The organism is Herbaspirillum camelliae (assembly GCF_001929405.1).
GTDB lineage: Bacteria > Pseudomonadota > Gammaproteobacteria > Burkholderiales > Burkholderiaceae_D > Herbaspirillum > Herbaspirillum seropedicae.
In genome coordinates this window covers 4200526-4226216 of record NZ_KV880769.1, presented here as the reverse complement: position 1 = coordinate 4226216, position 25691 = coordinate 4200526, and the positions used below count along the sequence as shown (strand labels likewise).

Genomic DNA, 25691 nt, shown 5'->3' with positions numbered 1-25691 from the left:
AAGAAACGCCTCGGCCACGCTGGATCGTGCGCGGACGAGGCGGTGCTTCATGCAGAGGGGACCAGGACCGGAAGGCGCGGCTTATTCGCTCTTGCCGAACCACTTGTCGGTAAGCGCCGTATAGGTACCGTTCATGCGTAGCGTTTGCAAGGCCTTGTTGAGTTGTGCGGTCAGTTCCGTATCGCTCTTGCGCAGGGCAAAGCCATACAGCTCGGTGGTCAGCCCCTTGTCCAGCACACGCACCAGCGGCTGGGTGCGGGCATATTCGACCGCTGCCGGACGGCCGGTGACCACGGCATTGACGCGACCGGTGGCCAGCAGGTCGAACATGGCCTGGTTCTTCTCGACCTCCACCCGCTCCACGCCGGGGAAGTTGTCCTTGAGGTAGCCCACCGACTTGGTGCCCACCTGCACCGAAACGCGCTTGCCCTTGTTGAGGTCTTCCGGGATCTTGATGCTGCTGTCGTCACGCCGCACCAGCACGGCCAGCCCGCCCCGGTAGTAGGGATCGCTGAAGTTGACCACCTTGCGGCGTTCGTCGGTCATGTAGATGGCCGAGGCGGCGATGTCGAAGCGGTTGGAGACCAGACCTGGAATGAGGCCCTTGAAATCGATGTCGATCCACTGGACCTTCTTGCCCATGGTCTTGGCCAGGGCTTCGATCAGTTCCACGTCAAAGCCGGTGCGCTTGCCATCCTTGACGAATTCCATCGGCGGGAAGGTGGCGTCGGTGCCGACCCGGATCACCTCACCGTTGGCGTGGGCGACCGGGACAGCCGCGATCAGCAGGCTCAGGCAGGCCATGCTGGCGCAGAGCAGCTTGGAAAATGTCTTCATGATTTCCTCAGTAGAGAAGATGGGCTGGACGCCGGGCTTGCCGGCACGATGTCAACAGATTGACCTGGCGTCCTGGCTGCTGCGCCTACCCCCCCGGCGCGCAGCTTGGCCGCTCTTGCTAAATCCTACAGTAAGGCAATAAGACTTAAAAACGATTACAGATGCGTTGGGCCGATTCCAGCGTCATGCGGACCAGTTCCTGCTCGCGGTTGCCCACACGCAGGGCCGGGGCCATCAGGGTGATCGTGCCTTCCAGGCGGCCATTGGAGGTCACGATAGGTACCGACACGCCCCATACGCCCAGATCGACCTCGCTTTCGCTGATACAGTAGCCGCGCCGGCGGATTTCTTCCAGCTGGGTTTCCAGGGCCGCCAGTTCCTCGGGCTTATCGCCCAGTTGGTCGGTCAACAGCTTCTGCTGCAGCTTGCGCGGCATGAAGGCCAGCAGGCTCTTGGCGGAGGCGCCCTTGAGCAGCGGATGGGCGCGGCCCTTGGTGAAGGAACAGCGCAGCGGCTGGTCGCTTTCTTCCATGGCGATGCACACCATCTGTCCGTTGATGGCTACCAGCAGGCCGACGCTCTCGCCGCTGCGCTGGACCAGCGAGCTGATCTCTTCGCGGCTCTGGCTGACCAGGTTGGAGTTCTGGTCGAAGCCCCAGGCCAGCTGTACGCCGGTGGGGCCGGGTTCGAAGGTGCCGGAGTTCATGTGCTCCTGCAACAGCCCCCACTTTTTGAGGGAGGCCAGATGCCGGTACACGGTACTGACGGGTTGTTGCACCATGGCAGCGATCTGCTTGGCACTGACGGGCTTGCCGGCACGAGCCACGCCTGCGAGGACGTGGAGTACGCGGTCAACGATAGTAGAGGTCTGAGGAGTGTCCATGGCGGCAATGTACGGTTAATTTCTCATTTTGGGTGAATCATTCCCACATATGAGGAAGATATTTGAAAAAATTTGAAAGCTGATTTCACATTTTCCCAACGGCTGGCTGAATTTTCTCATCCCTAACGAAAATTGCCTCATGCTATTTTTTAACTACCCAGTGCCGAAAATATTTCAGTGTCGACACTTCTTCCATTTTTAGGGTGAAGTGCTATGATTAATACACTTTTTGACCACAGATTGTCGACACCATGAGTGAGCTCATTTCACTACCCGGCAATGACCGCGAGGGCGAGACCTTGTCGGAACACGTTTTCCGCAAGATCCAGAGCGCCATCGTGCAAGGCGAGATCGCCCCCGGCAGCAAGATTTCCGAACCCGAACTGGCGCGCACCTATGGCATCAGCCGGGGTCCGCTGCGCGAAGCGATCCACCGGCTGGAAGGCCAGAACCTGCTGGTGCGCGTGCCCCACGTGGGTGCGCGGGTGGTCTCGCTGACCCTGGAGGGCCTGGTCGAACTGTTCCAGATCCGCGAATCGCTGGAAGGCATGGCCTGCCGCCTGGCCGCCCAGCGCATGAGCCGGGCCGAGCTCGATGAGCTGCGCCGGGTGCTCGATACGCACGAGAAGGACGAAGCCTTCCAGGCCGGACGCGGCTACTATCAGCAGGAAGGCGACTACGACTTCCATTACAAGATCATCCAGGCCAGCGGCAACCAGATCCTCACCCGCATTCTCTGCGGCGAACTTTACCAGTTGGCCCGCATGTACCGCATCCAGTATTCCGCCACCCCGCACCGCCCGCGCCAGGCCTTCGCCGAACACCACCGCATCCTCGATGCCCTGGCCGACGGCGACGGCGAACTGGCCGACCTGCTCATGCGCCGTCACATCGGCGCCTCCCGCCGCAATATCGAACACCAGATTGCGCAGGCGCAAACCGGCGGCGCGGCAAGCCGTACCGGACAGGCCTCCAACGCATGACCCGCACCAGATAACCAGATAACCCGATAACCATTCCATCAACGAGACACGAGCCAACCGCCATGAACACCCAATACCGCAAGCAGCTGCCCGGCACCCACCTGGATTACTTCGACGCCCGCGCCGCCGTGGAGGCGATCCGTCCCGGCGCCTGGGACACCCTGCCCTACACTTCCCGCGTGCTGGCCGAAAACCTGGTGCGCCGCTGCGATCCGGCGACCCTCACCGATTCGCTGCGCCAGCTCATCGAACGCAAGCGCGAGCTGGATTTCCCCTGGTTCCCGGCGCGCGTGGTCTGCCACGACATCCTGGGCCAGACCGCGCTGGTGGACCTGGCCGGTCTGCGCGACGCCATTGCCGACATGGGCGGCGACCCGGCCAAGGTCAATCCGGTGGTGCCGGTACAGCTGATCGTGGACCATTCGCTGGCAGTGGAATGCGGCGGCGACGACCCGCAAGCCTTCGAAAAGAATCGTGCCATCGAAGACCGCCGCAATGAAGATCGCTTCCATTTTATCGACTGGACCAAGCTGGCTTTCGAGAACGTGGACGTAATTCCGCCTGGTAACGGCATCATGCACCAGATCAACCTGGAAAAGATGTCGCCGGTGATCCATGCCAAGGACGGTGTAGCCTTCCCCGACACCCTGGTCGGCACCGACAGCCACACCCCGCACGTGGACGCGCTGGGCGTGATCGCCATCGGCGTGGGCGGCCTGGAAGCCGAGAATGTCATGCTGGGCCGCGCCTCCTGGATGCGCCTGCCCGACATCATCGGCGTAGAACTGACCGGCCGCCGCCAGCCGGGCATCACCGCCACCGACATCGTGTTGTCGCTGACCGAATTCCTGCGCAAGCAGAAGGTGGTCGGCGCTTACCTGGAGTTCTACGGCGACGGCGCTGCCAGCCTGACGCTGGGCGACCGTGCCACCATCTCCAACATGGCCCCGGAATATGGCGCGACCGCCGCCATGTTCTCCATCGACCAGCAGACCATCGACTATCTGAAGCTCACCGGCCGCGAGGACGAACAGGTCAAGCTGGTGGAAACCTATGCCAAGGAGGCCGGCCTGTGGTCCGACACCCTGGCCAAGGCCGAATACGAACGCGTGCTGCGCTTTGACCTCTCCACCGTCGTGCGCACCCTGGCCGGCCCGAGCAACCCGCACAAGCGCCTGCCGGTGTCGGAACTGGCTGCGCAAGGCATCGCCGGCAAGGTCGAGAACGAACCCGGCAAGATGCCCGATGGCGCCGTCATCATCGCCGCCATCACCAGTTGCACCAATACCAGCAACCCGCGCAACGTGATCGCGGCGGCTCTGCTGGCGCGCAACGCCAATCGCCTCGGCCTGGCCCGCAAGCCCTGGGTGAAGAGCTCGCTGGCGCCCGGCTCCAAGGCGGTGGAACTGTACCTGGAAGAAGCGGGCCTGACCGCCGACCTGGAAAAACTGGGCTTTGGCATCGTCGCCTTTGCCTGCACCACCTGCAACGGCATGTCCGGTGCGCTCGACCCGAAGATCCAGCAGGAAATCATCGACCGCGACCTGTACAGCACCGCCGTGCTGTCCGGCAACCGCAACTTCGATGGCCGCATCCACCCCTACGCCAAGCAGGCGTTCCTGGCCTCGCCGCCGCTGGTGGTGGCCTATGCCATTGCCGGCACCATCCGCTTCGACATCGAACAGGACATGCTGGGCGTGACCGCCGAGGGCCGGGAAATCCGCCTCAAGGACATCTGGCCCAGCGACGAGGAAATCGACGCCGTCGTGGCCGCCGCGGTCAAGCCGCAGCAGTTCCGCAATGTCTACACCCCGATGTTCTCCGCCCGCGTGGACCGCAGCCAGTCGGTCAGCCCGCTGTATGACTGGCGTCCCCAGAGCACCTACATCCGCCGTCCGCCCTACTGGGAAGGCGCGCTGGCCGGTGAGCGCACGCTCTCGGGCATGCGTCCGCTGGCCGTGCTGGGCGACAACATCACCACCGACCACCTTTCGCCCTCCAACGCCATCCTGCTCGACAGCGCCGCCGGCGAATACCTGGCCAAGATGGGCTTGCCGGAAGAAGACTTCAACTCCTACGCCACCCACCGGGGCGACCACCTGACCGCGCAGCGCGCCACCTTCGCCAATCCCAAGCTGTTCAACGAGATGGTGAAGAAAGCCGACGGCAGCGTACAGCAAGGCTCCCTGGCGCGCCTGGAACCAGAAGGCAAAGTGATGCGCATGTGGGAAACCATCGAAACCTACATGGAGCGCAAGCAGCCGCTGATCATCATCGCCGGCGCTGACTACGGCCAGGGTTCGTCGCGCGACTGGGCCGCCAAGGGCGTGCGCCTGGCGGGTGTGGAAGCCATCGTGGCCGAAGGCTTCGAACGCATCCACCGCACCAACCTGATCGGCATGGGCGTGCTGCCGCTGGAATTCAAGCCCGGCGAGAACCGCAACACCTATGCCATCGACGGCACCGAAACCTATGACGTCATCGGCCAGCGCCGTCCGCGCGCCGACCTGACGCTGGTGATCCACCGCAACAATGGCGAGCGTGTGGAAGTACCGGTGACCTGCCGCCTCGATACCGCCGAAGAAGTCTCGATCTACGAAGCCGGTGGCGTGCTGCAACGCTTCGCCCAGGATTTCCTGGAAGCCTCCGCCAACGCCGGCCAGAACGCCAAGGAACAAGCATGAGCCAAGTCCCCCAGATCCGCATCCCCGCCACCTACCTGCGTGGCGGCACCAGCAAGGGCGTCTTCTTCAAGCTGGACGACCTGCCCGAAGCCGCCCGCGTCCCCGGCCCTGCGCGCGACAAGCTGCTGCAACGGGTGATCGGCAGTCCCGATCCCTATGGCAAGCAGATCGACGGCATGGGCGGCGCCACCTCCAGCACCAGCAAGACGGTCATCATCTCGCGCAGCGAGCGCCCCGGCCATGACGTCGACTACCTGTTCGGCCAGGTCTCCATCGACAAGGATTTCGTGGACTGGAGCGGCAATTGCGGCAATCTCTCGGCCGCCGTCGGCCCCTTCGCCATCGCCGCCGGCCTGGTCGATCCTTCCAGGCTGCCTCAGGACGGCGTGGCTGTCATCACCATCTGGCAAGCCAACATCGGCAAGACCATCGTGGCCCATGTGCCGATCCGCGGCGGCCAGGTGCAGGAAACCGGCGACTTCGAGCTCGATGGCGTGACCTTCCCCGCCGCTGAAGTGCAGCTTGAATTCATGGACCCCGCCGCCGAAGAAGAAGGCGCAGACGGCGCCATGTTCCCCACCGGGAACGTGGTCGATATGCTGGAGGTGCCTGGTGTGGGCAGCTTCCAGGCGACCATGATCAATGCCGGCATCCCCACCATCTTCCTCAAGGCCGAAGAGATCGGCTACACCGGCACCGAACTGCAGGACGCCATCAACAGCGACCCGGCCGCCCTGGCCCGCTTCGAGACCATCCGCGCCCATGGGGCGATGCGCATGGGGCTCATCAGCAAGGTTGAAGAAGCCACCACCCGGCAGCACACGCCCAAGGTGGCCTTTGTCGCGCCGCCCAAGGAATATGTGTCTTCCAGCGGCAAGACCGTCACCGTGCAGGATACCGACGTGCTGGTGCGCGCCATGTCCATGGGCAAGCTGCACCACGCGATGATGGGCACGGCTGCGGTCGCCATCGGCACCGCAGCGGCCATTCCGGGCACGCTGGTGAACCTGGCAGCGGGCGGCGGCGAGCGCAACAGCGTGCGTTTCGGCCATCCTTCCGGCACCTTGCGCGTGGGCGCCGAAGCCAGGCTGGAAGATGGCCAATGGGTCGTCACCAAGGCCATCATGAGCCGCAGCGCGCGGGTACTCATGGAAGGCTGGGTGCGAGTGCCGGGCGACGCCTTCTGATCCAGGCGCGAAGAGTCGCGGCAACCTGCGCGGCAGCTAACCGCAAGACAGGCCGGCGCCACTGTGCGCCGGCATTTTTTCGTCATGGCCGGGCGGCTATTGCACGAAGAAGCGCACACGAACGGCATCGATGGCCACGGCGATGAAGATCATCACTCCGCCGATCATGCCCACGTAGAAGGATGGCACATTGGTAATGGCCAGCCCGACCTGTATCACCGTCAGCAAGAGTACCCCGCCCAGGATGCCCGGCACGCTGCCCCGTCCTCCGAACACGCTCACCCCGCCGATGATGGGTGCGGCAATCGCGTACAGCAGGTAGCTCGCGCCCTGGTTGGAGGTGATGGCGATCTGCCACGAGGCCAGCAGATAACCCGCCACCCCGGCAATGCAGCCGGCCAGCGCATAACAGATGATCTTGATGCGATGTACGCGAATGCCGGCCGCATGCGAGGCCAACGCATTGCCGCCCACCGCATAGATGGAGCGGCCCAGCACGGTCCGCCGCAGCATGACCGACATGGCCAGCAGCGCGACCACGAAGATCACCGGCATCAGCGGCCAGCCATCCAGGCTGGCCGAACCTATCCAGATGTAGCCATCGTCCAGGTTGGTGATGGTCTTGCCTTGGGTGAGCGCCAGCAAGGCGCCTTGCAGCACGATCATCATGGCCAGGGTCTGGATCAGCGAGACCATGCGCAAGCGCGTGATGCACAGGCCATTGAACCAGCCGATCAGGGTCGCCACGGCCACACCGACCAGCATGGTGAGCCACCATGGCCCGCCCACGCTGGCATACAGCCAGGCGCCGATGGCCGAGGAAAAACCCAGGTTGGCCGGCAGCGACAGGTCGATCTCGCCCACCAGCAAGGGCAGCGCCACGGCCAGGGCCAACATGCCCAGCACGGTGGCCTGCACCAGGATGTTCTGCAGGTTCATCACGCTCAGGAAGAACGGGCTGAACAGGCCAAAGCCCAGCACCAGCGCTACCAGCCAGATCCAGACCACGTTGCGCAAGACCCAGGCCAGCAACTGGCGCGGCTGGCGCGGCCCTTGGGCGGGACTTGCCGGACTGCCGGGACTGTCGGCGCTGGGGCCGGCCCCGATCTCGGTTGCGCTTGTCATAGGGGAGTCTCCTTGTGTCATGTTGTGGTCACTGCGCCAGCTGGCGCAGCCGGTCGGTACTGATGTCGCTGCCACTGACCGTGTGTGCGATGCGTCCGCGCTGGAAGATACAGATACGGTCGGCGGCGCGGGCCAGCTCGTCCACGTCGGTGGAGACGAGGATGACGGCCACCCCGGAGCGGGTCAGTTGGTCGAGCGTGCGCAAGACCTCCTGCTTGACGCCGACGTCGATGCCACGGGTGGGTTCATCCAGGATCAACAGGCCGGCGTGGCCGCCAGCACGCGGCCCAGGCAGACCTTCTGCTGGTTGCCGCCACTCAAGGCATTGACGGCTTGCTCGGCGCTGGCGGCCTTGATCCCCATGCGTTCGAAGTAGCAGGCGCACACCTGCCGCTCCTGCGCCTCATCGACCAAGCCACCGCGCCGGCGGCGCTGCAGCGAGGACAGCGCGATGTTCTCGCGGATGGACAGATGGCCCACCACTCCGTCGCGGCGGCGGTCATCGGACAGATAGGCAATGCCCATGGCAAAGGCCTGATCGGGCGTCTGCGGCAACCGGGCAGCCGCCTCCTGAGGAAAGCGGATGCTGCCATTGCCCAGAGGTTGCAAGCCGAACAGGCCACGCGCAAGCTCCTTGGCGCCCTCACCCGGCAAGCCTGTCAGGCCAAGGATCTCACCGGGCCGGATAGTCAGTTCCTGCACGCTCAGCTTGTCGCCCGCGATGCCCTTGACACAGATGGCGTCGGTCGCAGCGGGACCACCGCGTTCCCGCTGGAACAGGTCCAGTTCCCGCCCCAGCACGAATTCCGAGAGCTGGCTCGAACTCAGGCTGCGCACTTCTTCGCAGGTTGCCACCAGCCGGCCATCGCGCAGCACCGTGACGGCGTCGCAGATGTCGAGGATTTCATCGTTGTAATGCGAGATGAATATGAAGGTGACGCCGCAAGAGCGCAGCTGGCGCATGAAGTCGAACAGTTGCAACCGGTCCGGCACCGTCAGCGCTGCAGTCGGCTCATCCAGGATGATGATGCTGCCGCCGGAAAACATGGCGCGCAGGATATTGAGCTTGCGCCGCGCCACCGCATCCAGCGTGCCGGCCATGCGCTCGGCGTCGATGCCGCTGCCGGCCAGCATGCGCGTGGCATTCTCGCGCATGCGGCGCATCGAGATGAAGCCGCGCGAGGCCGGCCAGAGACCCAGCATCAGGTTGTCCATCACCGGCATGTGCTCGATGATCATCGGCTCCTGCGGCACCAGGAAGACGCCCGCGGCCTCCATGCGCTGGACGTCGGCGCCCTGGATTTCCTCTTCACCGAGGAAGATGCGGCCTTCGCTCGGTGTGCGTTGGCCGGAGATCAAGCCCACCAGCGTGCTCTTGCCGGCTCCGTTCTCGCCCAGCAAGCCATGGATGCTGCCACGGCGGACGCCCAGCGTGATGCCGCGCAGGGCGTGGAAGGCGCCATAGCGCTTGCCCAGGTTGTCCACGCGCAGCGCCAGCGCATTGCTGCGCGCAGAGGTAGTATCGGTCGTCATGGCGCCTCCTTGTGTCCGTCTGTACCCATTCGGCAGCGTCGCACCTGCCCTGGCGATGGCCTCAGGTATAGGCGATGCCCCATACCTTCTCTGCCACATAGCCCCAGTGGCGCTGGTCGGCCGCGTTGCTGCGGTCGATCACGAAGGGCGGAATGATGAGCGTGGGGCCGGTCTTGCCCTTGACGATCTGCCCCTTCTCCCAGAAGTACTTCCTGTTTTCGTACGGACCAATGGGGACCTCCTTGCCGGGGATCGCATATTTCACCAGCATCTCCACGGCCACCTCGCCATAGGCAATCGGGTCCTGCGAGACGCAGGCATCCATGTAGCCGTCCTGGATCCAGCGCAGCGCCACCGGCTCGCCATCGATGGTGACGAAGATGACATGATCCTTCTCATCCACCTTCTTCCAGCGGTTCTTCTGCTGCAAGGCCGTGGCGATGCCACGGGCCGGCGAATCGCTGGGCGCATGGACGGCATCGAGATCAGGATGCTCGGACAGCGTCGCCAAGGTCACGGCCAGCATCTGGTCCAGCTTGCCTTCGGTCGGGCGGCTGATGTAGGTGATGCCGGGATGCTTGGCGAACTCCGCATCCATGCCCTCCTTGCGCTGGCGCCAGGCCACACTGGCCAGGGCGCCATAGCAGTTGAGCACCTTGCCCTTGGGACTGCCGTGCTTCTTGATGAGCCGGTTGATGATTTCCCTGGCAGCCATCACGCCACCCAGATAATTGTCGAAGCTGACGGTGATGGCGACGTTGCCGCTTTCAGCCGGCGTGTCGATGATGGCCACCGGGATCTTCTGCTGGTTGTAGCGGCGCAGGCCACTGACGATGGCCTGACTGTCGATGGGGTCCGACACCAGCGCGGCCGGACGCGAGAGCATCAACGACTGCCATTGCTCCAGCTGACGGGTATTGTCGAAGCTGGCGTTGGTCGCCTGGAAGCTACCCTGGTGGGCTTCCACCGCGCGCTTGACAGCGGCCTCTTCAATCACGAAGAAGTAATAGTCCAGACTCTTGTTGCTGAACGGGATCAGCAGTTTCTGCTGCGCCCCGGCCCGGCCGGGAACGCCCAGTACACTCAAGCCACCTATGGCCAGGCCGCCAAGCAGGAGCTGCCGGCGCGTCGATGCAGGATGCGATGTCATGTCTACCTCCAATTAATCCATATAGTTTTGCTATTACGCCCACCGGCTACCGGATTCAGGAAGAAAGCTTCACCCTGCTTACGGCGGGCATCCTCGGGGAAAAACAGCTTGGAAAGAAACTTCATCTTCGTACGCCTGCTGGTCAGGCAGCGCCCACGAAGTTTTACTAGATCGACGCACGCAAGCAAACATAGGCCGCGCCATCAAAGCACCCCACCACCATGCCCGCCGCTTCACGGGTGAACAGTCCGTTCTCCACCACGCCGGGAATGCGGTTGAGTTCCCTTTCCAGCAGCGGTGCGTCGGCGATGGCCTGGCAATGGCAATCGAGGATGAAATGGCCGCTGTCGGTCACTACCGGGCGCTCGTCGCGGATGCGCCGGACGATACGGGCCTCGATGCCCTGCGTGCGCAGCAGGCCGGCGATCATGCGTTCGGTCTGTTTCCAGGCGAACTGCACCACTTCCACCGGCAGCGGAAAGGCGCCCAGGCGGTCGACGATCTTGCTCTCGTCGCAGATGGTGATCATGCGGGTGGAGGCATGGGCAATGATCTTTTCCCACAGCAGGCAGGCGCCGCCGCCCTTGATCATCTGAAACTCGCGGTCGATCTCGTCGGGCCCGTCGATGGTCAGGTCGAGCTGGCCGATCTCGTTGGGGTCCATGATGGGGATGCCGACCTCGCGCGCGACATCGATGGTCGAACGCGAGGTAGCGGTACAGGTGACGTCGAGGCCGCCAGCGATGTGCTTGGCCAGCTCGCGCACGAAGAAGTGCGACGTGGTCCCCGAACCCAGACCCAGGCGCATGCCGTCGCGCACGAATTCGTCGATGGCGCGGCGACCGGCCAGTTTCTTTGCTTCGTTCTGGTTCAACTGCATGGTCTCTCCTTAAAAAAGCACTGATTCCTGGCAGGCGGGCTCGGCTGCAGACGCCTGGCCGGGCTAGATCTTGTCGGCCATCCAGGAATCGAGGGCCGGCAACTGGTCAGGGAATTCACTGTTGCTGGCCACGGCGATGGCGGTGACCAGCATGTTGACCACGAGGTGATGATTCAGCCGCGAGGCCAGCGGCGTCATCAATTCGGTCTGGTCATAGGGCAGCACGGCAATGAGCGCATCGGTGACCTGGGCCAGCGGACTGTCGGCAGCGGTCACCGACACCACCCGTGCGCCACCGGCACGCGCCACCATGGCTAGCTCCACCATGCGTTTGGTATGGCCGGATTGCGAGAAGATCAGCGCCACCTCATTGGGCCGCGATTTCTCGGCGTGCATCCACTGCTTCTTCTCTTCCATGACCGCCGCACAGCGCAGGCCCAGGCGTTGGAACTTGTGCTCGGCATCCAGCGCAGTGATTTCGGAAATGCCGCTGGCGTAGATGCCGACCCAGGTGGCCGATTGCAGCAGCGCTGCAGCCTCTTCGATCTGTTGTGGCACCAGGTCTTCCAGTGCACGCTGGATGGCCGAGAGCGAATTGCGGCAGGTCTTGCGCACGATCTGGCCGATATCGTCATCCTTGGTGATCTGCTCGTAGCCGAAGGGGGCGGCCGGCACCAGGCTCTGCGCCAGGCTCAGCTTGAAATCCTGATAGCCATTGAAGCCGAAGCGGCGGCAGAAGCGCACGATGGTCGGATCACTGACGGCACAACGCTCGGCCAGCGAGGCCATGCTCATGTGGATCACTTCGCCCGGGGCCTGGCTGACGAAGTGCGCAATGCGCAACTCGGCCGGTTTCATTTCTTCTTGCTCGCGCACGATCTGCTGTAGCAGGCTGTTGCTCATGGCTGTCCTTTATGTTCTTGTCGATGGCCCTGAGGCCAAAGCTGCGATTTTATAAGACAGCAGGTCACGCAGGCGCTGTAGGCGCTGTGCCGCAGGGACGTGCACCTCGCCGCCGCCACCCCACGGGACCACAAAGAACGGCACGCCGACGCCCGCCGCGGTGACCTGATCGACGAGCGTATCGCCGATGTAGGCCCAGGCCCCATCGGCCAGCGCCATGTGCTGCGCCACGGCGCGCAGATGGCCGGGGTCGGGCTTGCAGGCTGGTACGGCGTCCGCGCCCAGCGCCACTTCCACCAGCGGCGACAGCGCCAGCAGATCGAGGATCTGATGCGTCAGTGCGTGCGGCTTGTTGGTGCAGATGCCGAGCCGGATGCCGGCGGCGTGCAGGCTTTCCAGATCTTCCTTCACATGCGGGAAGAAGCGCGTATGGCTGGCCGGGTGCCGTCGATAGTGGCGGATATAGGCCTGCACGGCCCCATCCAGAGCCGTCTCATCAAAGGCGATGCCCTGGTCGATCAGGATGTCCTGGATCAGCCGGCGCGGGCCGTTGCCGATGAAGCGTTCGACGTAGGCCACCTCCAGCGCGGCATGGCCCTGCTCCCGCAGGTAGGTATTGACGGCGGCGGCAATGTCGGGAGCACTGTCGATCAGGGTGCCATCGAGGTCGAAGATGAAGGCGGCGTAGCCGGCGGCGGTGTGCTGGCTCATGCGCCCTCCCCTTGTGCCGCGATCACGCCCAGGCGCTGGAAGCTGTCGGCCAGCGTGGCGTAGAGCCCCTGATAGATCGCGTGCGCTTCGTGGTACAGCGCGCCGCGCGCCGGATCGCGGTGTTCCCGCGTGAGTTCGGGCAGGAGGCCAGCGGCATGGTCGATGTCGGGCCAGACCTGCAGACTGACACCCGCCAGCAGGGCCGCGCCCAGCGCCGCACCTTCAGCCGCGCCCTGGCGCGTGACCACATCGCAGCCCAGCATGTCGGCCTGCATCTGCCGCCACAATGCGGCCCGCGCCCCGCCACCAGAGCTGCTGACCCAGCCGGCGTCCACGCCCATGGCGTGCATCAGGCTGCGCATGTCGGCCAGGGAATGCACCACCCCCTCCAGCACGCTGCGCGCCAGATCGGCAAAGCCATGGCGCGCAGACAGCCCAATGAAGGCGGCACGCGCCGAGGGATCGGGATGGGGGCAGCGTTCGCCGTAGAGATAAGGCAGGAACAGCAAGCCACGTGCGCCGGGCCGGCTCTGTGCGGCGGCCGCGATGATGTCCTCGTATCCCGGGGCCGGGCCGCCGATCTGCATGGTGTTACGGAACCAGGCCAGCGCACCGCCCGCATTGAGCGATACGCCCATGGCATGCCAGCGCCCGGGATCGACGTTGCAGAACAGCTGGATGCGGCCATCCGGGGAGGGCAAGGGGCGATCCAGCGCCGCGGCCAGGATGCCGGCGGTACCGATGGTGCTCTGCAAGGCGCCGGGAGCCACCACCCCCGCCCCCAGCGACTGGATCACGCTGTCGCCCCCACCACCGATGACCGGGATACCGGGCGCGATACCAAACAATTCGGCCGCCTGCGTGTGCACCTGGCCGGTGATCACCTGCGATTCATGACACGCCGGGAAATGCGACGGATCCAGCCCGACCGCGCGGATCAATCCGGTCGCCCAGCGACGCTCGCGCACATTGAACAGCCCGGTGCCCGAGGCATCCGAGACTTCGGTGGCCAGCTCCCCGGTGAGTACGTAGCGCAGGTAATCCTTGGGATTGAGCGCCACGCGCAGGCGTGCATAGTGCTGCGGTTCATGCTGCTGCATCCACAGCAGCTTGCCGCCGGTATAACCGACCAGCATGCGATTGCCTGTCTGCGCCAGCAAGGCCGGCAAACCGCCTGCTGCCTCGGTGATCTGCGCCGCCTGGGCCTCATTGCGCTGGTCATTCCAGAGGATGGCCTCACGCAAGGGCCGACACTGCGCGTCCAGCGCCGTCAGGCCATGCATCTGCCCCGACAGGCCGATGCCCAGCAACTGCACCGGCCCCGCCGACTGCAGGGCCGACGCCACCGCCTCACGCGCCGCCGCGATCCAGGCAGCGGGATCCTGTTCGACCCAGCGTTCACGTGGCTGCGAGACGGGATAGGCGGCACTGGCGCTGGCCAGCACATGCGCTTCGGTGGACAGCAGCAAGGCCTTGCAGGCCGAGGTCCCGAGGTCGATGCCCAACAACGCGGCGCGCATGCTCAGGCCCCCACACCGTGACGCAGGCGCACATGTTTGAACTGGAAATATTCGAGCAATCCCTCGCGCCCGTGTTCGACTCCGATACCGCTCTGCTTGCGGCCGCCATACGGGGCATTCATGATGCCGGCATCGACGTGGTTGATGGCCACGTTGCCGACATCGAGTTCGGCTGCGCAGCGGTGGATCTCCTGCAGATCCTGGGTGTAGGCATAGGCTGCCAGGCCATAAGGGGTGTCATTGGCCAGGGCGATGGCTTCGCCGAGGTGATCGAAGGGAGCCACGCCGACCAGTGGACCGAAGGTTTCTTCACGCATCACCAGCATCTGCGCAGTGCAATCGGCGACGATGCTGGGTTGGAAAAACAGCCCCTTTGCAAAGGCCTCACCCTGCGGCGCAGCGCCGCCAGCGATGAGCCTGGCGCCCTTGTCCAGTGCGTCCTGCAGGTGCTGGCGGGTGTTCTGCAAAGGCGCGGCTTGCGCCATCGCGCCCAGGTCCGCCGCCGGATGCAGCAGGCCGTCGCCGATCACCAACTGGCGCGTGGCTGCCGCGAATTGGGCCAGGAAATCCGCATAGACGGTGCGCTCGACATAGATGCGATTGATGGCGATGCAGATCTGCCCCATGTTGCGGAAGGAGCGCCGCACTGCTCCCTGCACGGCCTGCGGCAGGTCGGCATGGCGCGTGACCAGCAGCGGACAGTTGCCGCCCAGCTCCAGCGACAGCCGCTTGATGGAAGGGCAGGATTGCTGGATGCGCAGACCGGTCCGGGAAGAGCCGGTGAAGGCGATCTTGGGAATGTCCGGATGATCGACCAGCGCCTGACCGACGCTGGCGCCGTCGCCGGTCAGTACGCTGACCACACCAGGCGGGATGCCCGCCTGCAGTGTCTTTTCAGCGATATGGAGTGCGGTGAAGGGGGTGAATTCGGAAGGCTTGATGATGACCGGGCAGCCTGCCGCTACCGCCGCACAGAGCTTCCACCCAACCAGTTCAGCCGGATAGTTCCAGGGAGTGATGGCCGCCACCACACCGATGGCTTCGCGCAGCACCAGACTCTGGAAGCCTGGCTGGTCGTTGGGAATGACTTCGCCATGCACGCGCACCGCTTCTTCGGCATAGAAGTGGCAGGCTTCTGCCAGTTTGCGGATTTCACCCAAGGCTTCGTTGAAAGGCTTGCCCTGCTCCAGAGTCATCAGTTCGGCCATGCCTGCGGCATCGTCCAGGATCAGGCGGCCCAGGGTGTGCAAGGCCTCGGCCCGCATCCTCGCCGGTTGGCGCGCCCAGGGACGCCAGGCGGCCACCGCGGCGGCCACCGTCGCGGCGATTTCGCCAGGGGTAGCGATGGCGATGTCGCCAATGACCTCCCCCCGCGCCGGGTTGTACACCGGCAGTCGGCCACCTTCGCCTGCGATGAAACGACCCTCAGCAAACAGCTTGCCCGACAGACGGGCCGGCACCTCCAGCTTCCCCAGCATCACGGATTCTCCTTGAGCGATGGAAAATATAGTATAACTAGCTAAAAGAACGATGCGCAAAGGGATTTACACGAAATTCTTCGGAATTAGGTGCTTTAATCTGAATCGGTCTAGCAAAAATACGAAACAACACATCATGATATATAGCATTACTACATATTTATTAGTCTTTTAGAGGAGACAAGATGCCTTTTTCCACCCCGTGCAACCTGCACGGCCGCCTGGCCCTGGTGACCGGCGCCGGCCAAGGCATAGGCGCGGCCTGTGCTCACGCGCTATCGCGGCAAGGAGCCACCGTCATCTGCACCGATGTGCGCCTGCAAAGCGCAGCCGCCACCGCCAGTGGGCTGAGCCCGACCACTCAGGCCTTCGCATTGGACGTCACCGATAGCGCGGCCCTGAATGCCCTGGCAGCGCAGTTGCCGCCCCTGGACATCCTGGTCTGCAATGCCGGCATCGTCAGCAATGCACCGGCCGAGCAGATGAGTGATGAAGAGTGGGACAAGGTGCTCGACGTCAACCTGGGCGGGGTCTTCAAGTCCTGCCGCGCCTTCGGCCGGCGTATGCTGGAACGGGGCCGCGGCGCCATCGTCAATATCGGCTCGATGTCGGGGATGATCGTCAACGTGCCGCAGCCGCAGTGCCACTACAACGCCTCCAAGGCCGCCGTCCATCACCTGACGCGCTCGCTGGCCGTGGAATGGGCGGCGCGCGGGGTGCGGGTCAATGCAGTCGCGCCCACCTATATCGCCACGCCGCTGCTGCAGGAACTGGAAAAGCAAGAGGCCCTGCTCGCGCGCTGGATGGCGATGACGCCGCAGGCGCGCATGGGCCGGCCGGAAGAAGTTGCGGAGGTGGTGGCCTTTCTGGCCTCGGACGCTGCCAGCCTCGTGACGGGCGCCATTCTCAATGCAGACGGTGGTTATACCTGCCTCTGAGGGGCATGGCGGCGGGTGACGGGTGACGGCCACAAAAAAAGCCGGCCGCCTTGCGGCGCCGGCTTGATCAGCTTGATCGTCGTATTGCGGGGTCCCGGACGGACTCAAACGCGGTAGATCTTTTCTCCGGTCTGGACGATCCTGAATTTCTCGTTGGTCAGGGGATCCAGCGCCCGGCCATCGGCCAGCTTGTAGCTGCGGCTGAATGCCTGCGCCGCTTCGTCGGCCTCGTCCTGCTGCGTCTGGTACACCTCTACGTGGTAAGGTGCGCCGGTCTTGCCCTTGGCATCGAATTTTTCCACCAGATCCATCTGTCGTCTCCTTAGTCGTGGCCCTGTGCCAGGGTCAACGATAGCAGATTTGGTCAGTCTTTCCAGTCGATTGCATGCTGCACTGCACAGACTGACCCGACCTTCGCATCGCTCACCTCAGAAGTGCAGGGTCACGCCCACGCCGAACTGACGCGTCACTTCCGCCTTGTTCAGGCCGAATTTGGCGCCTGCATCCAGGTCCACCGTCTTGTTGGGCGACCAGATCACCCCCACCAGCGCATACGAAGGCAGCTTCTTGCTAGACGCATCTGCGTTCTGCGCAAGGCCAGTATCGGCCACCAGTCGCCACTGTTCGTTGAGCCCGTACCAGACCGCTGCCGAAGCACGCCAGACGGTCTTGCGCATGGACTGCTGGTCTTCTTCCCGCTTGAAACGGTTCAGGCGCACACCGATGTTGCCATGCAGCGTCCATGGCCCGGTCTCGTAGGAGGCGATGCCGGTCAGGCCCAGGCCGTTCTTGCCGGTGCCAAGTCCCTTCTGCTCGTCGCCGCTGGGCATGAAGAACTCCGGCTTGAAGGCCAGCGCCAGGCCATCGGCTTCATGCCAGCGCCATTTGGCGCCCACCGAGACATCACCCACGCCGGTGCCGTTGGGCGACTGGAAAGTCTGCGGCAGGTTGGTGAACAGGTCCAGATGATCGGTCACGCCGTAGGTGAAGGTAAAGGCGCCGACGTGGCTGGCCGCGCCGTTCTGGCGGCTCCAGTCGGTATTGGTTTCGATCTGGATGCCGCCAGCACCCTGGACGCCGGCGTCGTCAGTGACCAGCGGATGGGCGGCGAAGGCGGATTGGCTGGCGGCCAGCAGCAGGCAGGAAATGCCGAGAATTTTCTTTGTCATGGGGGACCCCCTATTCGTGTCAGGAACAGCGCCTCCATCGTCAGCCGCCCTCACCCGGCCCCGCTCAAGGCGTGACAATGCACGCCATGGTCGACGGTGGCAGGATGTGATCGAAGCGAATCGAATGGAACACGCCGCGTTTTTTATCGGAACACATTAGCAAAGCCAAGTGCCTGGCATTCCGAACAGAAAGGGCGCAGGCAAGGCCTATTTGATGAATATGTGTCCCCGAGGCAGGCTACGGCGTATGCCGTGGCCTTCAGGAAGAAACATGGGTGGCTGGGTTCATCGGCCTTGCGCGCGGTCTGGAAGCGGATTTGCGCAGACGCGAGCAAGCCGTCGTCGCACACCGGTTCCGCATTGACTGACATCCGCTCTCAAGCGCACAGACGGTATCGCGTCAGTGCTTACTTTTGGCGATCAGAAAATGAGTTTTGCTTCCAGAGCGGGATGCATAGTAACACCCGAAACTGACAAATCAGCAACGAATAATTTCGAAATTTACTGACAAAAACTGACGTCGCCGATTTACATCAAGCTGCCTGTTCGGCAGCTGCGGCCAGTTCCGGACCGATCTCGCGCAAGACCCGGGTCGGCACCTTGAGCAATGCGCCCCAGTCGCTCCAATCCCAGGAGACGCGTCCGCACACGTATTCCAGGCTCGATACCGGCAGCTCGAAGTGTTGCCCCAGCTTCAGCAGGCGCGGCAGCAGGGCCGCCCGCTGCTCGTCGCTGGCCGTGCAGACGTCGGCCACGCAACCGGCCAGCTCCAGCAGGCGTGTCACCTTCTGCTGGCGGTCGTCTTCCTCCAGACCGCTGGCGGCCGGATCGCGATGATACAGCACGGCTTCGCAGAAGATGCGGGGGAAATGCCAGTCCTGCATCATGGCAGCGGCCAGCGCCAGATGATCGAAGCCAAAGCTCTCTCTTTCCTGGGCGCGCAGTTGTGCGTCCTTTGCCCCGGCCAGCAACAGCTCGCCATAGCGCTTGGGCCGCGCCGAGGCCAGGCCCAGCTGGCCAATGCCGGCCAGCAGGCCGATGGTGAACATCTCTGCCGGCGGCGCCACCTGCAGCAGGTCGCCCAGCGCCTGGCCGGCGCAGGCCATGGCAGTGGAACGGCTCCAGAAGGCGTCATAGTCGAACTCGGCGCAGTCGCCGCGTCGCGCCGATTCGGTCAGCGAGATCGCCAGCGCCATCTGGCGCACCGCATGCAGCCCCACCATCAGCAGCAACTCGACATTGACCGAGGCCACCATGCGGCCCTTGTTGATGTTGGGGATGTTGGCGATCTGGATCAGCCGCCCCGCCAGCACCGGATCGCCCTGGACCTGGGCCACCAGTTCGGGCAAGGCGATATCTTCCTGCTGGCACATCTGCATGATCTTCAGGCGTACGCCCGAGGGAGCGGGCAGCACTTCGGAGTCCTGCATTTCACGGAAGGTCTGGGGATCGACGTAGGTAGACATGCTCATGCGTGTGATGAAGGGGCTTGAGGTTGGCAGCGGATGGACAAACGGGGCGATAAAACTAAGACAATAAAATTTACCGATTGCCAACAATAATTGGCGATAGCATACCTAATTAAGGACAACTGTGCCGCGATGCAATGCAGAACTTAGTCAGGACGCGACAATACTGGTTCCCCTGACAGGGGCGTAGGAGAGCCACCGACTGCAAGAAAGAATCGTTGCGGTTAAGCTAGCCCGTACCCTGGCCGAGCCCACTCGGCCAGCAACCCGGAACAAGGAAACGGCGGCATGCAAGACATGGTGGTGGTGCGCAAGGAAGGTCTGTACTGCGTGCCAGGTGATTTCTACATCGACCCCTGGCGCCCGGTGGCGCGGGCGGTGATCACCCATGCCCATGCCGACCATGCCCGCGCCGGCCATGCGCACTACCTGGCCGCAGCGCCCGGCGCGGACATCCTGCGCGCCCGGCTGGGCGCTGACATAGCCCTCGACACCCTGGCCTACGGCGCGAGCGTGACCCACAATGGCGTGCGCCTGTCGCTGCATCCGGCCGGCCATGTGCTGGGCTCGGCCCAGTTGCGCATGGAGCACCAGGGCCAGGTCTGGGTGGCCTCGGGCGACTACAAGCTGGAGGCCGACGGCACCTGCGCGCCCTTCGAGCCGGTGCGCTGCCACACCTTCATCACCGAATCCACCTTCGGTATGCCGATCTACCGCTGGCAGCCGCAGGCCGAGATCTTCGAAGAGATCAACGCCTGGTGGCGCGCCAACGCCGCCCAGGGCCGCGCCAGCGTGCTGTTCTGCTATGCCTTCGGCAAGGCCCAGCGCATCCTGCACGGAATCGATCCCAGCATCGGCCCCATCGTCTGCCACGGCGCGGTCGAACCGCTCAATCGTCTCTATCGCCAGGAAGGCGTGGCGCTGCCCGACACACAAACCGTCAGCCCGGGCGAAGCCGGCAAGCGCAACCCCTCCTCAGCCTATGCCGGCAGCCTGGTCATCGCGCCGCCCTCGGCGGCGGGCTCGCCCTGGATGCGCCGCTTTGGCGACTACAGCGACGCCTTCGCCAGCGGCTGGATGCGCTTGCGCGGCACGCGCCGCCGCCGGGGCGTGGACCGCGGCTTCGTGCTCTCCGACCATGCCGACTGGCCGGCGCTGCAGCAGGCCATTGCGGCCACAGAGGCCGAGCGCATCATCGTCACCCACGGCCAGGTCGCCACCATGGTGCGCTGGCTGCGCCAGAACGGCCTGGACGCCGGCGCTTTCGATACCGAATACGGCGACGAGGCAACCGAAGAGATGCCCGCCGCGACTGCGGAGCCCGCCCCTCATGCGTGAATTCTCGCGGCTTTATGGCGAGCTCGACGCCACCACCTCCACCACCCGCAAGCTGGCGGCCCTGGAAGACTACTTCGGCCGCGCCGACCCCGCCGATGCGGCCTGGGCCGTCTACTTCCTGGCCGGCGGCAAGCCCCGCCAGGCGGTCCCGACCAGCCTGCTCAAGCAATGCGCGATGGACTATGCGCAGATCGATGAATGGCTCTTCGAAGAGTGCTACCAGAGCGTGGGCGACCTGGCCGAGACCATCGCCCACATCCTGCCGCCGGCCCAGCACAGCGATGAGCTAGGACTGGCGCGCTGGCTGGAGGAACGCATCGCGCCCCTGCGCGGAGCAGCGCCCGAGACCATCCGCACCGCGCTCTTCCAGGCCTGGGACGAACTGGACTGGCACGGCCGCTTCCTGCTCTCCAAGCTCATCGGCGGTGGCTTTCGGGTCGGCGTTTCGCGCCTGCTGGTCACGCGGGCGCTGGCCGCCGTCGCCCAGCTCGACGCCAAGCTGGTGGCGCAACGCATGGTCGGCTGGACCGATGGCCGCGCGCGCCCGGATGCCCAGCGCTTCACCCAGTTGATCGCCCCTGCCAGCAGCGCCGACCAGCAACTGCAAGGCGGCCAGCCCTATCCCTTCTTCCTGGCCCATCCCCTGCTGGATGCGCCCGCCACGCTGGGGCCGATCCAGCAGTGGCAGGTGGAATGGAAGTACGACGGCATCCGCGCCCAACTGGTGCGCCGCCACGGCCAGAACTGGCTATGGTCGCGCGGCGAGGAACTGATCACCGAGCGCTTCCCCGAGCTGGCCGCCCTGAGCCTGCCGGACGGCACCGTGATCGATGGCGAGATCGTCATCCGCCATCCCGACGCCGGTGTGGATGCCGAACGTGTGGCGCCCTTCTCCGAACTGCAGAAGCGCATTGGCCGCAAGAACCTCAGCGCCAGGCTGCTGGCCGAACTGCCCGCCGGCCTGATCGCCTACGATCTGCTGGAACAGGATGGCTGCGACCTGCGCGGCCTGCCGCAAAGCGAAAGACGCCGCCGGCTGGAAGCGCTGGTGCGCAGCCACCCCGCCGCCGCACTGATGCTGGCCCCGACCCTGGCGGCCAACGATTGGGACGCGCTGGCCCAACTGCGCGCCAGCGCCCGCGAACGCGGGGTGGAAGGCATGATGCTCAAGGACATCGATGCCCGCTACGGCATCGGCCGCACCCGCAACGACGGCGCCTGGTGGAAGTGGAAGATCGATCCCTACAGCATCGACGCCGTGCTCATCTACGCCCAGGCCGGCCATGGCCGGCGCGCTTCGCTCTATACCGACTACACCTTCGCCCTGTGGGACGGGCCGCCGGAAGCGGGCAGCCAGCGCAAGCTGGTGCCCTTCGCCAAGGCTTACTCTGGCCTCACCGATGCCGAGATCGCGGTGGTCGATCAGGTCATCCGCAAGAGCACCATCGAGAAATTCGGCCCGGTGCGCAGCGTGCAGCCCAGCATGGTCTTCGAGATCGGCTTCGAAGGCATCGCCCTCTCCAGCCGCCACAAGGCCGGCATGGCGGTGCGCTTCCCGCGCATCCTGCGCCAGCGCATCGACAAGACCGTGGAGCAGGCCGATACCCTGGCCGCCCTGCGCGCCTTGCTGCCGGACTCTGTCCATCCGGAGCAGCGCTGAGATGCCGCGCAGTCCACGTCCATCACGCGCAACGGCCTCATCCCGCAGCAGCAAGGCCGCAGAGGCAGCCCTGGCTGCCGCCGAAGCATGGTTCCAGCGGCGCGACTGGCAGGTCTTCGATTTCCAGCGCGAGGTCTGGCAAGCCGCCCAGCAAGGACGCAGCGGCCTGCTGCATGCCAGCACCGGCTCGGGCAAGACCTATGCGGTGTGGTTCGGCGCGCTGCTGCACGCCCAGCCAAGCCTGGGCCAGCCGACACAGGGCGCGACGACCAACGGGCTGCGCGTGCTATGGATCACGCCCATGCGCGCATTGGCGGCCGACACCCTGCGCGCCCTGCAAGAGCCGCTGCCGGAACTGCTGCCGCATTGGCAGGCCGGCATGCGCACCGGCGACACCGGTTCCAGCGAACGCGCGCGGCAGATGAAGGCCCTGCCCCAGGTCCTGGTGACCACGCCGGAAAGCCTGTCGCTGCTGCTGTCCCAGGCGGATGCGCGGCAGCGCTTCGGCAAGCTGGACGCGGTGATCGTCGATGAATGGCACGAACTGATGGGCAACAAGCGCGGCGTGCAAGTGCAACTGGCGCTGGCGCGTCTGCGCCGCTGGCGGCCGCAGATGGTGGTCTGGGGCCTGTCGGCCACGCTGGGCAACCTGGAGCAATCGCTGCAGGCGCTGCTGGGGCCAGCCCAGGCCGCCCAGGGCGTGCTGGTGCGCGGCCAGCAGCGCAAGCGCATCCTCATCGACACCCTGCTGCCGCCGCAAGCCACGCGCTTTGCCTGGGCCGGCCATCTGGGCCTGCAGATGCTGCCGGGCGTGGTGGCCGAAATCGATTCCAGCAACAGCACCCTGGTCTTCACCAACACCCGCTCGCAGGCCGAGCTGTGGTACCAGAACCTGCTGCAGGCCCGACCCGACTGGGCCGGCCTGATCGCCCTGCACCACGGTTCGCTGGACCGCGAGGTGCGCGAATGGGTGGAACAAGGCTTGCGCGAGGGCCGGCTCAAGGCCGTGGTCTGCACCTCCAGCCTGGACCTGGGCGTGGACTTCACCCCGGTCGAGCGGGTTCTGCAGATCGGCAGCCCGCGTGGCGTGGCGCGCCTGCTGCAGCGGGCCGGCCGTTCCGGCCACTCACCGGGCCGCGTCTCGCGCGCCACGCTGGTGCCCACCAATAGCCTGGAGCTGGTAGAGGCCGCCTCCGCGCAGGATGCCGTGGCCGCCGGTCAGGTGGAACAACGGCCGGTGCCGGAAGCGCCACTGGATGTGCTGGTCCAGCATCTGGTAACCATCGCCCTGGGGGGCGGCTTCCGCCCCGATGATCTGCTCGAGGAGGTACGCCAGGCCTGGTCCTACCGCGCCTTGCGCGAGGATCAGTGGCAATGGGCGCTGGACTTCGTGGTACGCGGCGGCCAGAGCCTCACCGCCTATCCCGAATACCATCGGGTACTGCCCGATGCCGACGGCGTCTATCGGGTGCCGCAGCCAACCATTGCTACGCGGCACCGGCTCAACATCGGCACCATCGTCGCCGACGCCAGCCTGCATGTGCAATATCTCAAGGGCGGTCGCATCGGCACCATCGAAGAGGGCTTCATTGCCCGACTGCGCCCCGGCGACCGCTTCCTCTTCGGCGGGCGCGTACTGGAATTCGTGCGGGTCCACGAAATGACTGCCTGGGTACGCCGCAGCAGTTCAGGCAGCGGCGCCGTGCCGCGCTGGCAAGGCGGGCGCATGCCCCTGTCCTCGACCCTGGCCCACGCCGTGCTGGACCGGCTGGAACAGGCCGCAGAGGCGCGCTTCGAGGGTCCCGAGATGCAGGCCGTAGAACCCCTGCTGGCCTTGCAGCACGCCTGGTCGGCCCTGCCCACCGGCCAGCGCCTGGTGGTGGAAGCCTTGAAGAGCCGCGAAGGCCATCACCTGTTCTTCTATCCCTTCGCGGGCCGGCTGGTGCACATGGGACTGGCCTCGCTGCTGGCGTGGCGGCTGGCGCGCAGCCAGGCGGCGACCTATTCCATCGCCGTCAACGACTACGGCTTCGAGCTGCTGGGCGCGCAGGAGGTGGCGCTGGAACAGTTGGCCGCCGACCAGGCGCAGACGCTGTTTTCCGACGAGACCCTGCTGGAGGACGTGCTCTCCAGCCTGAACGCCACCGAACTGTCGCAGCGGCGTTTTCGCGAGATCGCCCGCATTGCCGGGCTGGTCTCGCAGGGTTATCCCGGCCAGCACAAGAGCGCGCGCCAATTGCAGGCGTCCTCGTCGTTGTTCTTCGAAGTGTTCCGCAAGCACGACGCCAACAACCTCCTGCTCACCCAGGCCCAGCGCGAGGTGCTGGAACAGGAACTGGAGCTGGAGCGTCTGCGCAGCACCCTGGCCGAACTGCGCGCTCGCACGCTCACGCTGGTGCGACTGGAACGCCCCACGCCCTTCGCCCTGCCCTTGATGGTAGAGCGCTTCCGCGAAAAGCTCTCCACCGAAAAACTGGCCGACCGCGTGGCGCGCATGCTGCGCGAGCTGGAAAGCGCGGCCGACGCCAGCGCGGGCAAGACTGCGGCACGGCGACGCCCATGAGCGACTTCCCCAGCTTCGACGCCGACGGCGTGCAACTGAGCATGCTGCCCGAACGGGCGCTGTTATGGCGCGAGCAGGCCATGCTGATCCTGGCCGACGTCCATTTCGGCAAGGCCGCGGCCTTCCGCGCCGGCGGCATCCCCGTGCCGCATGGCACCACGCAGGCCAACCTGGAGCGCATCGATGCGCTGGTGGCGCGTCATGGCGTGACGCGAATCGTCTTCCTGGGCGACTTCCTGCATGCCCGTAGTGGACGCGCACCCAATACACTGGCCACCTTGGCGCAATGGCGCGCACGCCATGCAGCGCTGGAGCTGACCCTGGTGCGCGGCAACCACGACAGCCATGCCGGCGATCCACCACCCGAGCTGGACATGCAGGTGGTCGACGAACCCTGGCGGCTTGGACCGCTGGCCTTCTGCCACCATCCACAGACGGTAGCCGGGGCATTCGCCCTGGTCGGCCACCTGCACCCGGTGTACCGCCTGGCGGCGGCTGGCGATGCGCTGCGCCTGCCCTGCTTCGTGGTCGATGGCCGCTGGGCCATGCTGCCCGCCTTCGGCGAGTTCACCGGCGGCTACCGCGTACAACCCGCCCCGGGGCAGCGCCTCTACCTGGCGGCCGACGACTGCGTGTTGCCCTTGCCCGGCTGAAGTCCGCGCCGAACCGGCGTATCATCG

At 65.1% G+C, this 25691-nt stretch carries 22 protein-coding genes; 8 read left to right on the top strand and 14 right to left on the bottom strand.

What is annotated here, in order from left to right:
• Positions 1-81: 81 nt before the first annotated feature.
• Complete coding sequence (locus BGK68_RS19050; protein WP_075258371.1) at positions 82-837, bottom strand: glutamine ABC transporter substrate-binding protein; 756 nt, start codon at positions 835-837, stop codon at positions 82-84.
• Between the two features lie 145 nt (positions 838-982).
• Positions 983-1720, bottom strand: coding sequence for an IclR family transcriptional regulator (locus BGK68_RS19045; protein WP_075258370.1), 738 nt, complete (start codon positions 1718-1720; stop codon positions 983-985).
• 251 nt (positions 1721-1971) lie between these two features.
• Here BGK68_RS19045 and BGK68_RS19040 point away from each other — a divergent pair, with 251 nt between their 5' ends.
• The 3 genes from BGK68_RS19040 (at position 1972) to prpF (ending at position 6574) form a co-directional block, all read left to right on the top strand.
• Entirely contained in the window at positions 1972-2703 is a 732-nt protein-coding gene (locus BGK68_RS19040; RefSeq protein WP_075258369.1) for a GntR family transcriptional regulator, read from the top strand.
• A gap of 62 nt (positions 2704-2765) precedes the next feature.
• On the top strand, positions 2766-5387 hold the full coding sequence (gene acnD / locus BGK68_RS19035) for a Fe/S-dependent 2-methylisocitrate dehydratase AcnD (RefSeq protein ID WP_075258368.1): 2622 nt from the start codon (positions 2766-2768) through the stop codon (positions 5385-5387).
• Complete coding sequence (gene prpF, locus BGK68_RS19030; protein ID WP_075258367.1) at positions 5384-6574, top strand: 2-methylaconitate cis-trans isomerase PrpF; 1191 nt, start codon at positions 5384-5386, stop codon at positions 6572-6574. The genes acnD and prpF overlap by 4 nt, the downstream gene beginning before the upstream one ends.
• Before the next feature lie 96 nt (positions 6575-6670).
• Here the strand turns inward: prpF and BGK68_RS19025 are convergent, their stop codons facing one another.
• From BGK68_RS19025 to BGK68_RS18990, 9 genes are all read right to left on the bottom strand, one after another.
• The gene (locus tag BGK68_RS19025) at positions 6671-7699 is read right to left on the bottom strand and encodes an ABC transporter permease (protein ID WP_075258366.1); all 1029 of its coding nucleotides are present in this window, start codon (positions 7697-7699) and stop codon (positions 6671-6673) included.
• A gap of 28 nt (positions 7700-7727) precedes the next feature.
• Complete coding sequence (locus BGK68_RS28395; protein WP_233149348.1) at positions 7728-7958, bottom strand: hypothetical protein; 231 nt, start codon at positions 7956-7958, stop codon at positions 7728-7730.
• Positions 7955-9232, bottom strand: coding sequence for an ATP-binding cassette domain-containing protein (locus tag BGK68_RS19020; protein WP_233149347.1), 1278 nt, complete (start codon positions 9230-9232; stop codon positions 7955-7957). Before BGK68_RS19020 ends, BGK68_RS28395 begins: the two co-directional genes overlap by 4 nt.
• 61 nt (positions 9233-9293) lie before the next feature.
• Positions 9294-10382, bottom strand: a complete 1089-nt coding sequence (locus tag BGK68_RS19015; RefSeq protein ID WP_075258365.1) for a sugar ABC transporter substrate-binding protein — start codon at positions 10380-10382, stop codon at positions 9294-9296.
• Between the two features lie 166 nt (positions 10383-10548).
• Entirely contained in the window at positions 10549-11262 is a 714-nt protein-coding gene (rpiA, locus tag BGK68_RS19010; protein ID WP_075258364.1) for a ribose-5-phosphate isomerase RpiA, read from the bottom strand.
• Between the two features lie 63 nt (positions 11263-11325).
• Positions 11326-12165, bottom strand: a complete 840-nt coding sequence (locus BGK68_RS19005) for a MurR/RpiR family transcriptional regulator (protein WP_075258363.1) — start codon at positions 12163-12165, stop codon at positions 11326-11328.
• A gap of 9 nt (positions 12166-12174) precedes the next feature.
• A complete protein-coding gene (locus tag BGK68_RS19000) occupies positions 12175-12876 on the bottom strand; it encodes an HAD hydrolase-like protein (RefSeq protein ID WP_075258362.1) in 702 nt (233 codons plus the stop codon).
• Positions 12873-14396: a xylulokinase gene (xylB, locus tag BGK68_RS18995; protein ID WP_075258361.1), complete on the bottom strand. Its 1524-nt coding sequence runs from the start codon at positions 14394-14396 to the stop codon at positions 12873-12875. Before xylB ends, BGK68_RS19000 begins: the two co-directional genes overlap by 4 nt.
• Before the next feature lie 2 nt (positions 14397-14398).
• Complete coding sequence (locus BGK68_RS18990) at positions 14399-15874, bottom strand: aldehyde dehydrogenase family protein (protein WP_075258360.1); 1476 nt, start codon at positions 15872-15874, stop codon at positions 14399-14401.
• A 185-nt stretch (positions 15875-16059) separates the two neighbouring features.
• Between BGK68_RS18990 and BGK68_RS18985 the strand changes: the two genes are divergently transcribed.
• Positions 16060-16812, top strand: coding sequence for an SDR family NAD(P)-dependent oxidoreductase (locus tag BGK68_RS18985; protein WP_075258359.1), 753 nt, complete (start codon positions 16060-16062; stop codon positions 16810-16812).
• Positions 16813-16916: 104 nt separating this feature from the next.
• Here the strand turns inward: BGK68_RS18985 and BGK68_RS18980 are convergent, their stop codons facing one another.
• The 3 genes from BGK68_RS18980 to BGK68_RS18970 all read right to left on the bottom strand — a co-directional run bounded on the left by BGK68_RS18980 (position 16917) and on the right by BGK68_RS18970 (position 19447).
• On the bottom strand, positions 16917-17123 hold the full coding sequence (locus BGK68_RS18980) for a hypothetical protein (protein ID WP_034334193.1): 207 nt from the start codon (positions 17121-17123) through the stop codon (positions 16917-16919).
• A gap of 117 nt (positions 17124-17240) precedes the next feature.
• Positions 17241-17981, bottom strand: a complete 741-nt coding sequence (locus tag BGK68_RS18975; protein ID WP_075258358.1) for a transporter — start codon at positions 17979-17981, stop codon at positions 17241-17243.
• A 533-nt stretch (positions 17982-18514) separates the two neighbouring features.
• A complete protein-coding gene (locus BGK68_RS18970; protein WP_075259895.1) occupies positions 18515-19447 on the bottom strand; it encodes an HDOD domain-containing protein in 933 nt (310 codons plus the stop codon).
• 291 nt (positions 19448-19738) lie between these two features.
• On the opposite strand from BGK68_RS18970, the gene BGK68_RS18965 reads away from it, so the two are divergent.
• The 4 genes from BGK68_RS18965 to pdeM are packed head-to-tail and all read left to right on the top strand — an operon-like array spanning position 19739 to position 25664.
• Positions 19739-20788 (top strand): ligase-associated DNA damage response exonuclease, encoded by a 1050-nt coding sequence (locus BGK68_RS18965; protein WP_075258357.1) that lies wholly within the window; start codon positions 19739-19741, stop codon positions 20786-20788.
• On the top strand, positions 20781-22448 hold the full coding sequence (locus tag BGK68_RS18960) for an ATP-dependent DNA ligase (protein WP_075258356.1): 1668 nt from the start codon (positions 20781-20783) through the stop codon (positions 22446-22448). Before BGK68_RS18965 ends, BGK68_RS18960 begins: the two co-directional genes overlap by 8 nt.
• Position 22449: 1 nt before the next feature.
• Complete coding sequence (locus tag BGK68_RS18955) at positions 22450-25011, top strand: ligase-associated DNA damage response DEXH box helicase (RefSeq protein WP_075258355.1); 2562 nt, start codon at positions 22450-22452, stop codon at positions 25009-25011.
• Positions 25008-25664 carry a ligase-associated DNA damage response endonuclease PdeM gene (gene pdeM, locus BGK68_RS18950; protein ID WP_075258354.1) on the top strand — a complete coding sequence of 219 codons (657 nt, stop codon included), beginning with the start codon at positions 25008-25010 and terminating at the stop codon, positions 25662-25664. Before BGK68_RS18955 ends, pdeM begins: the two co-directional genes overlap by 4 nt.
• The last annotated feature ends 27 nt before the right edge of the window (positions 25665-25691 follow it).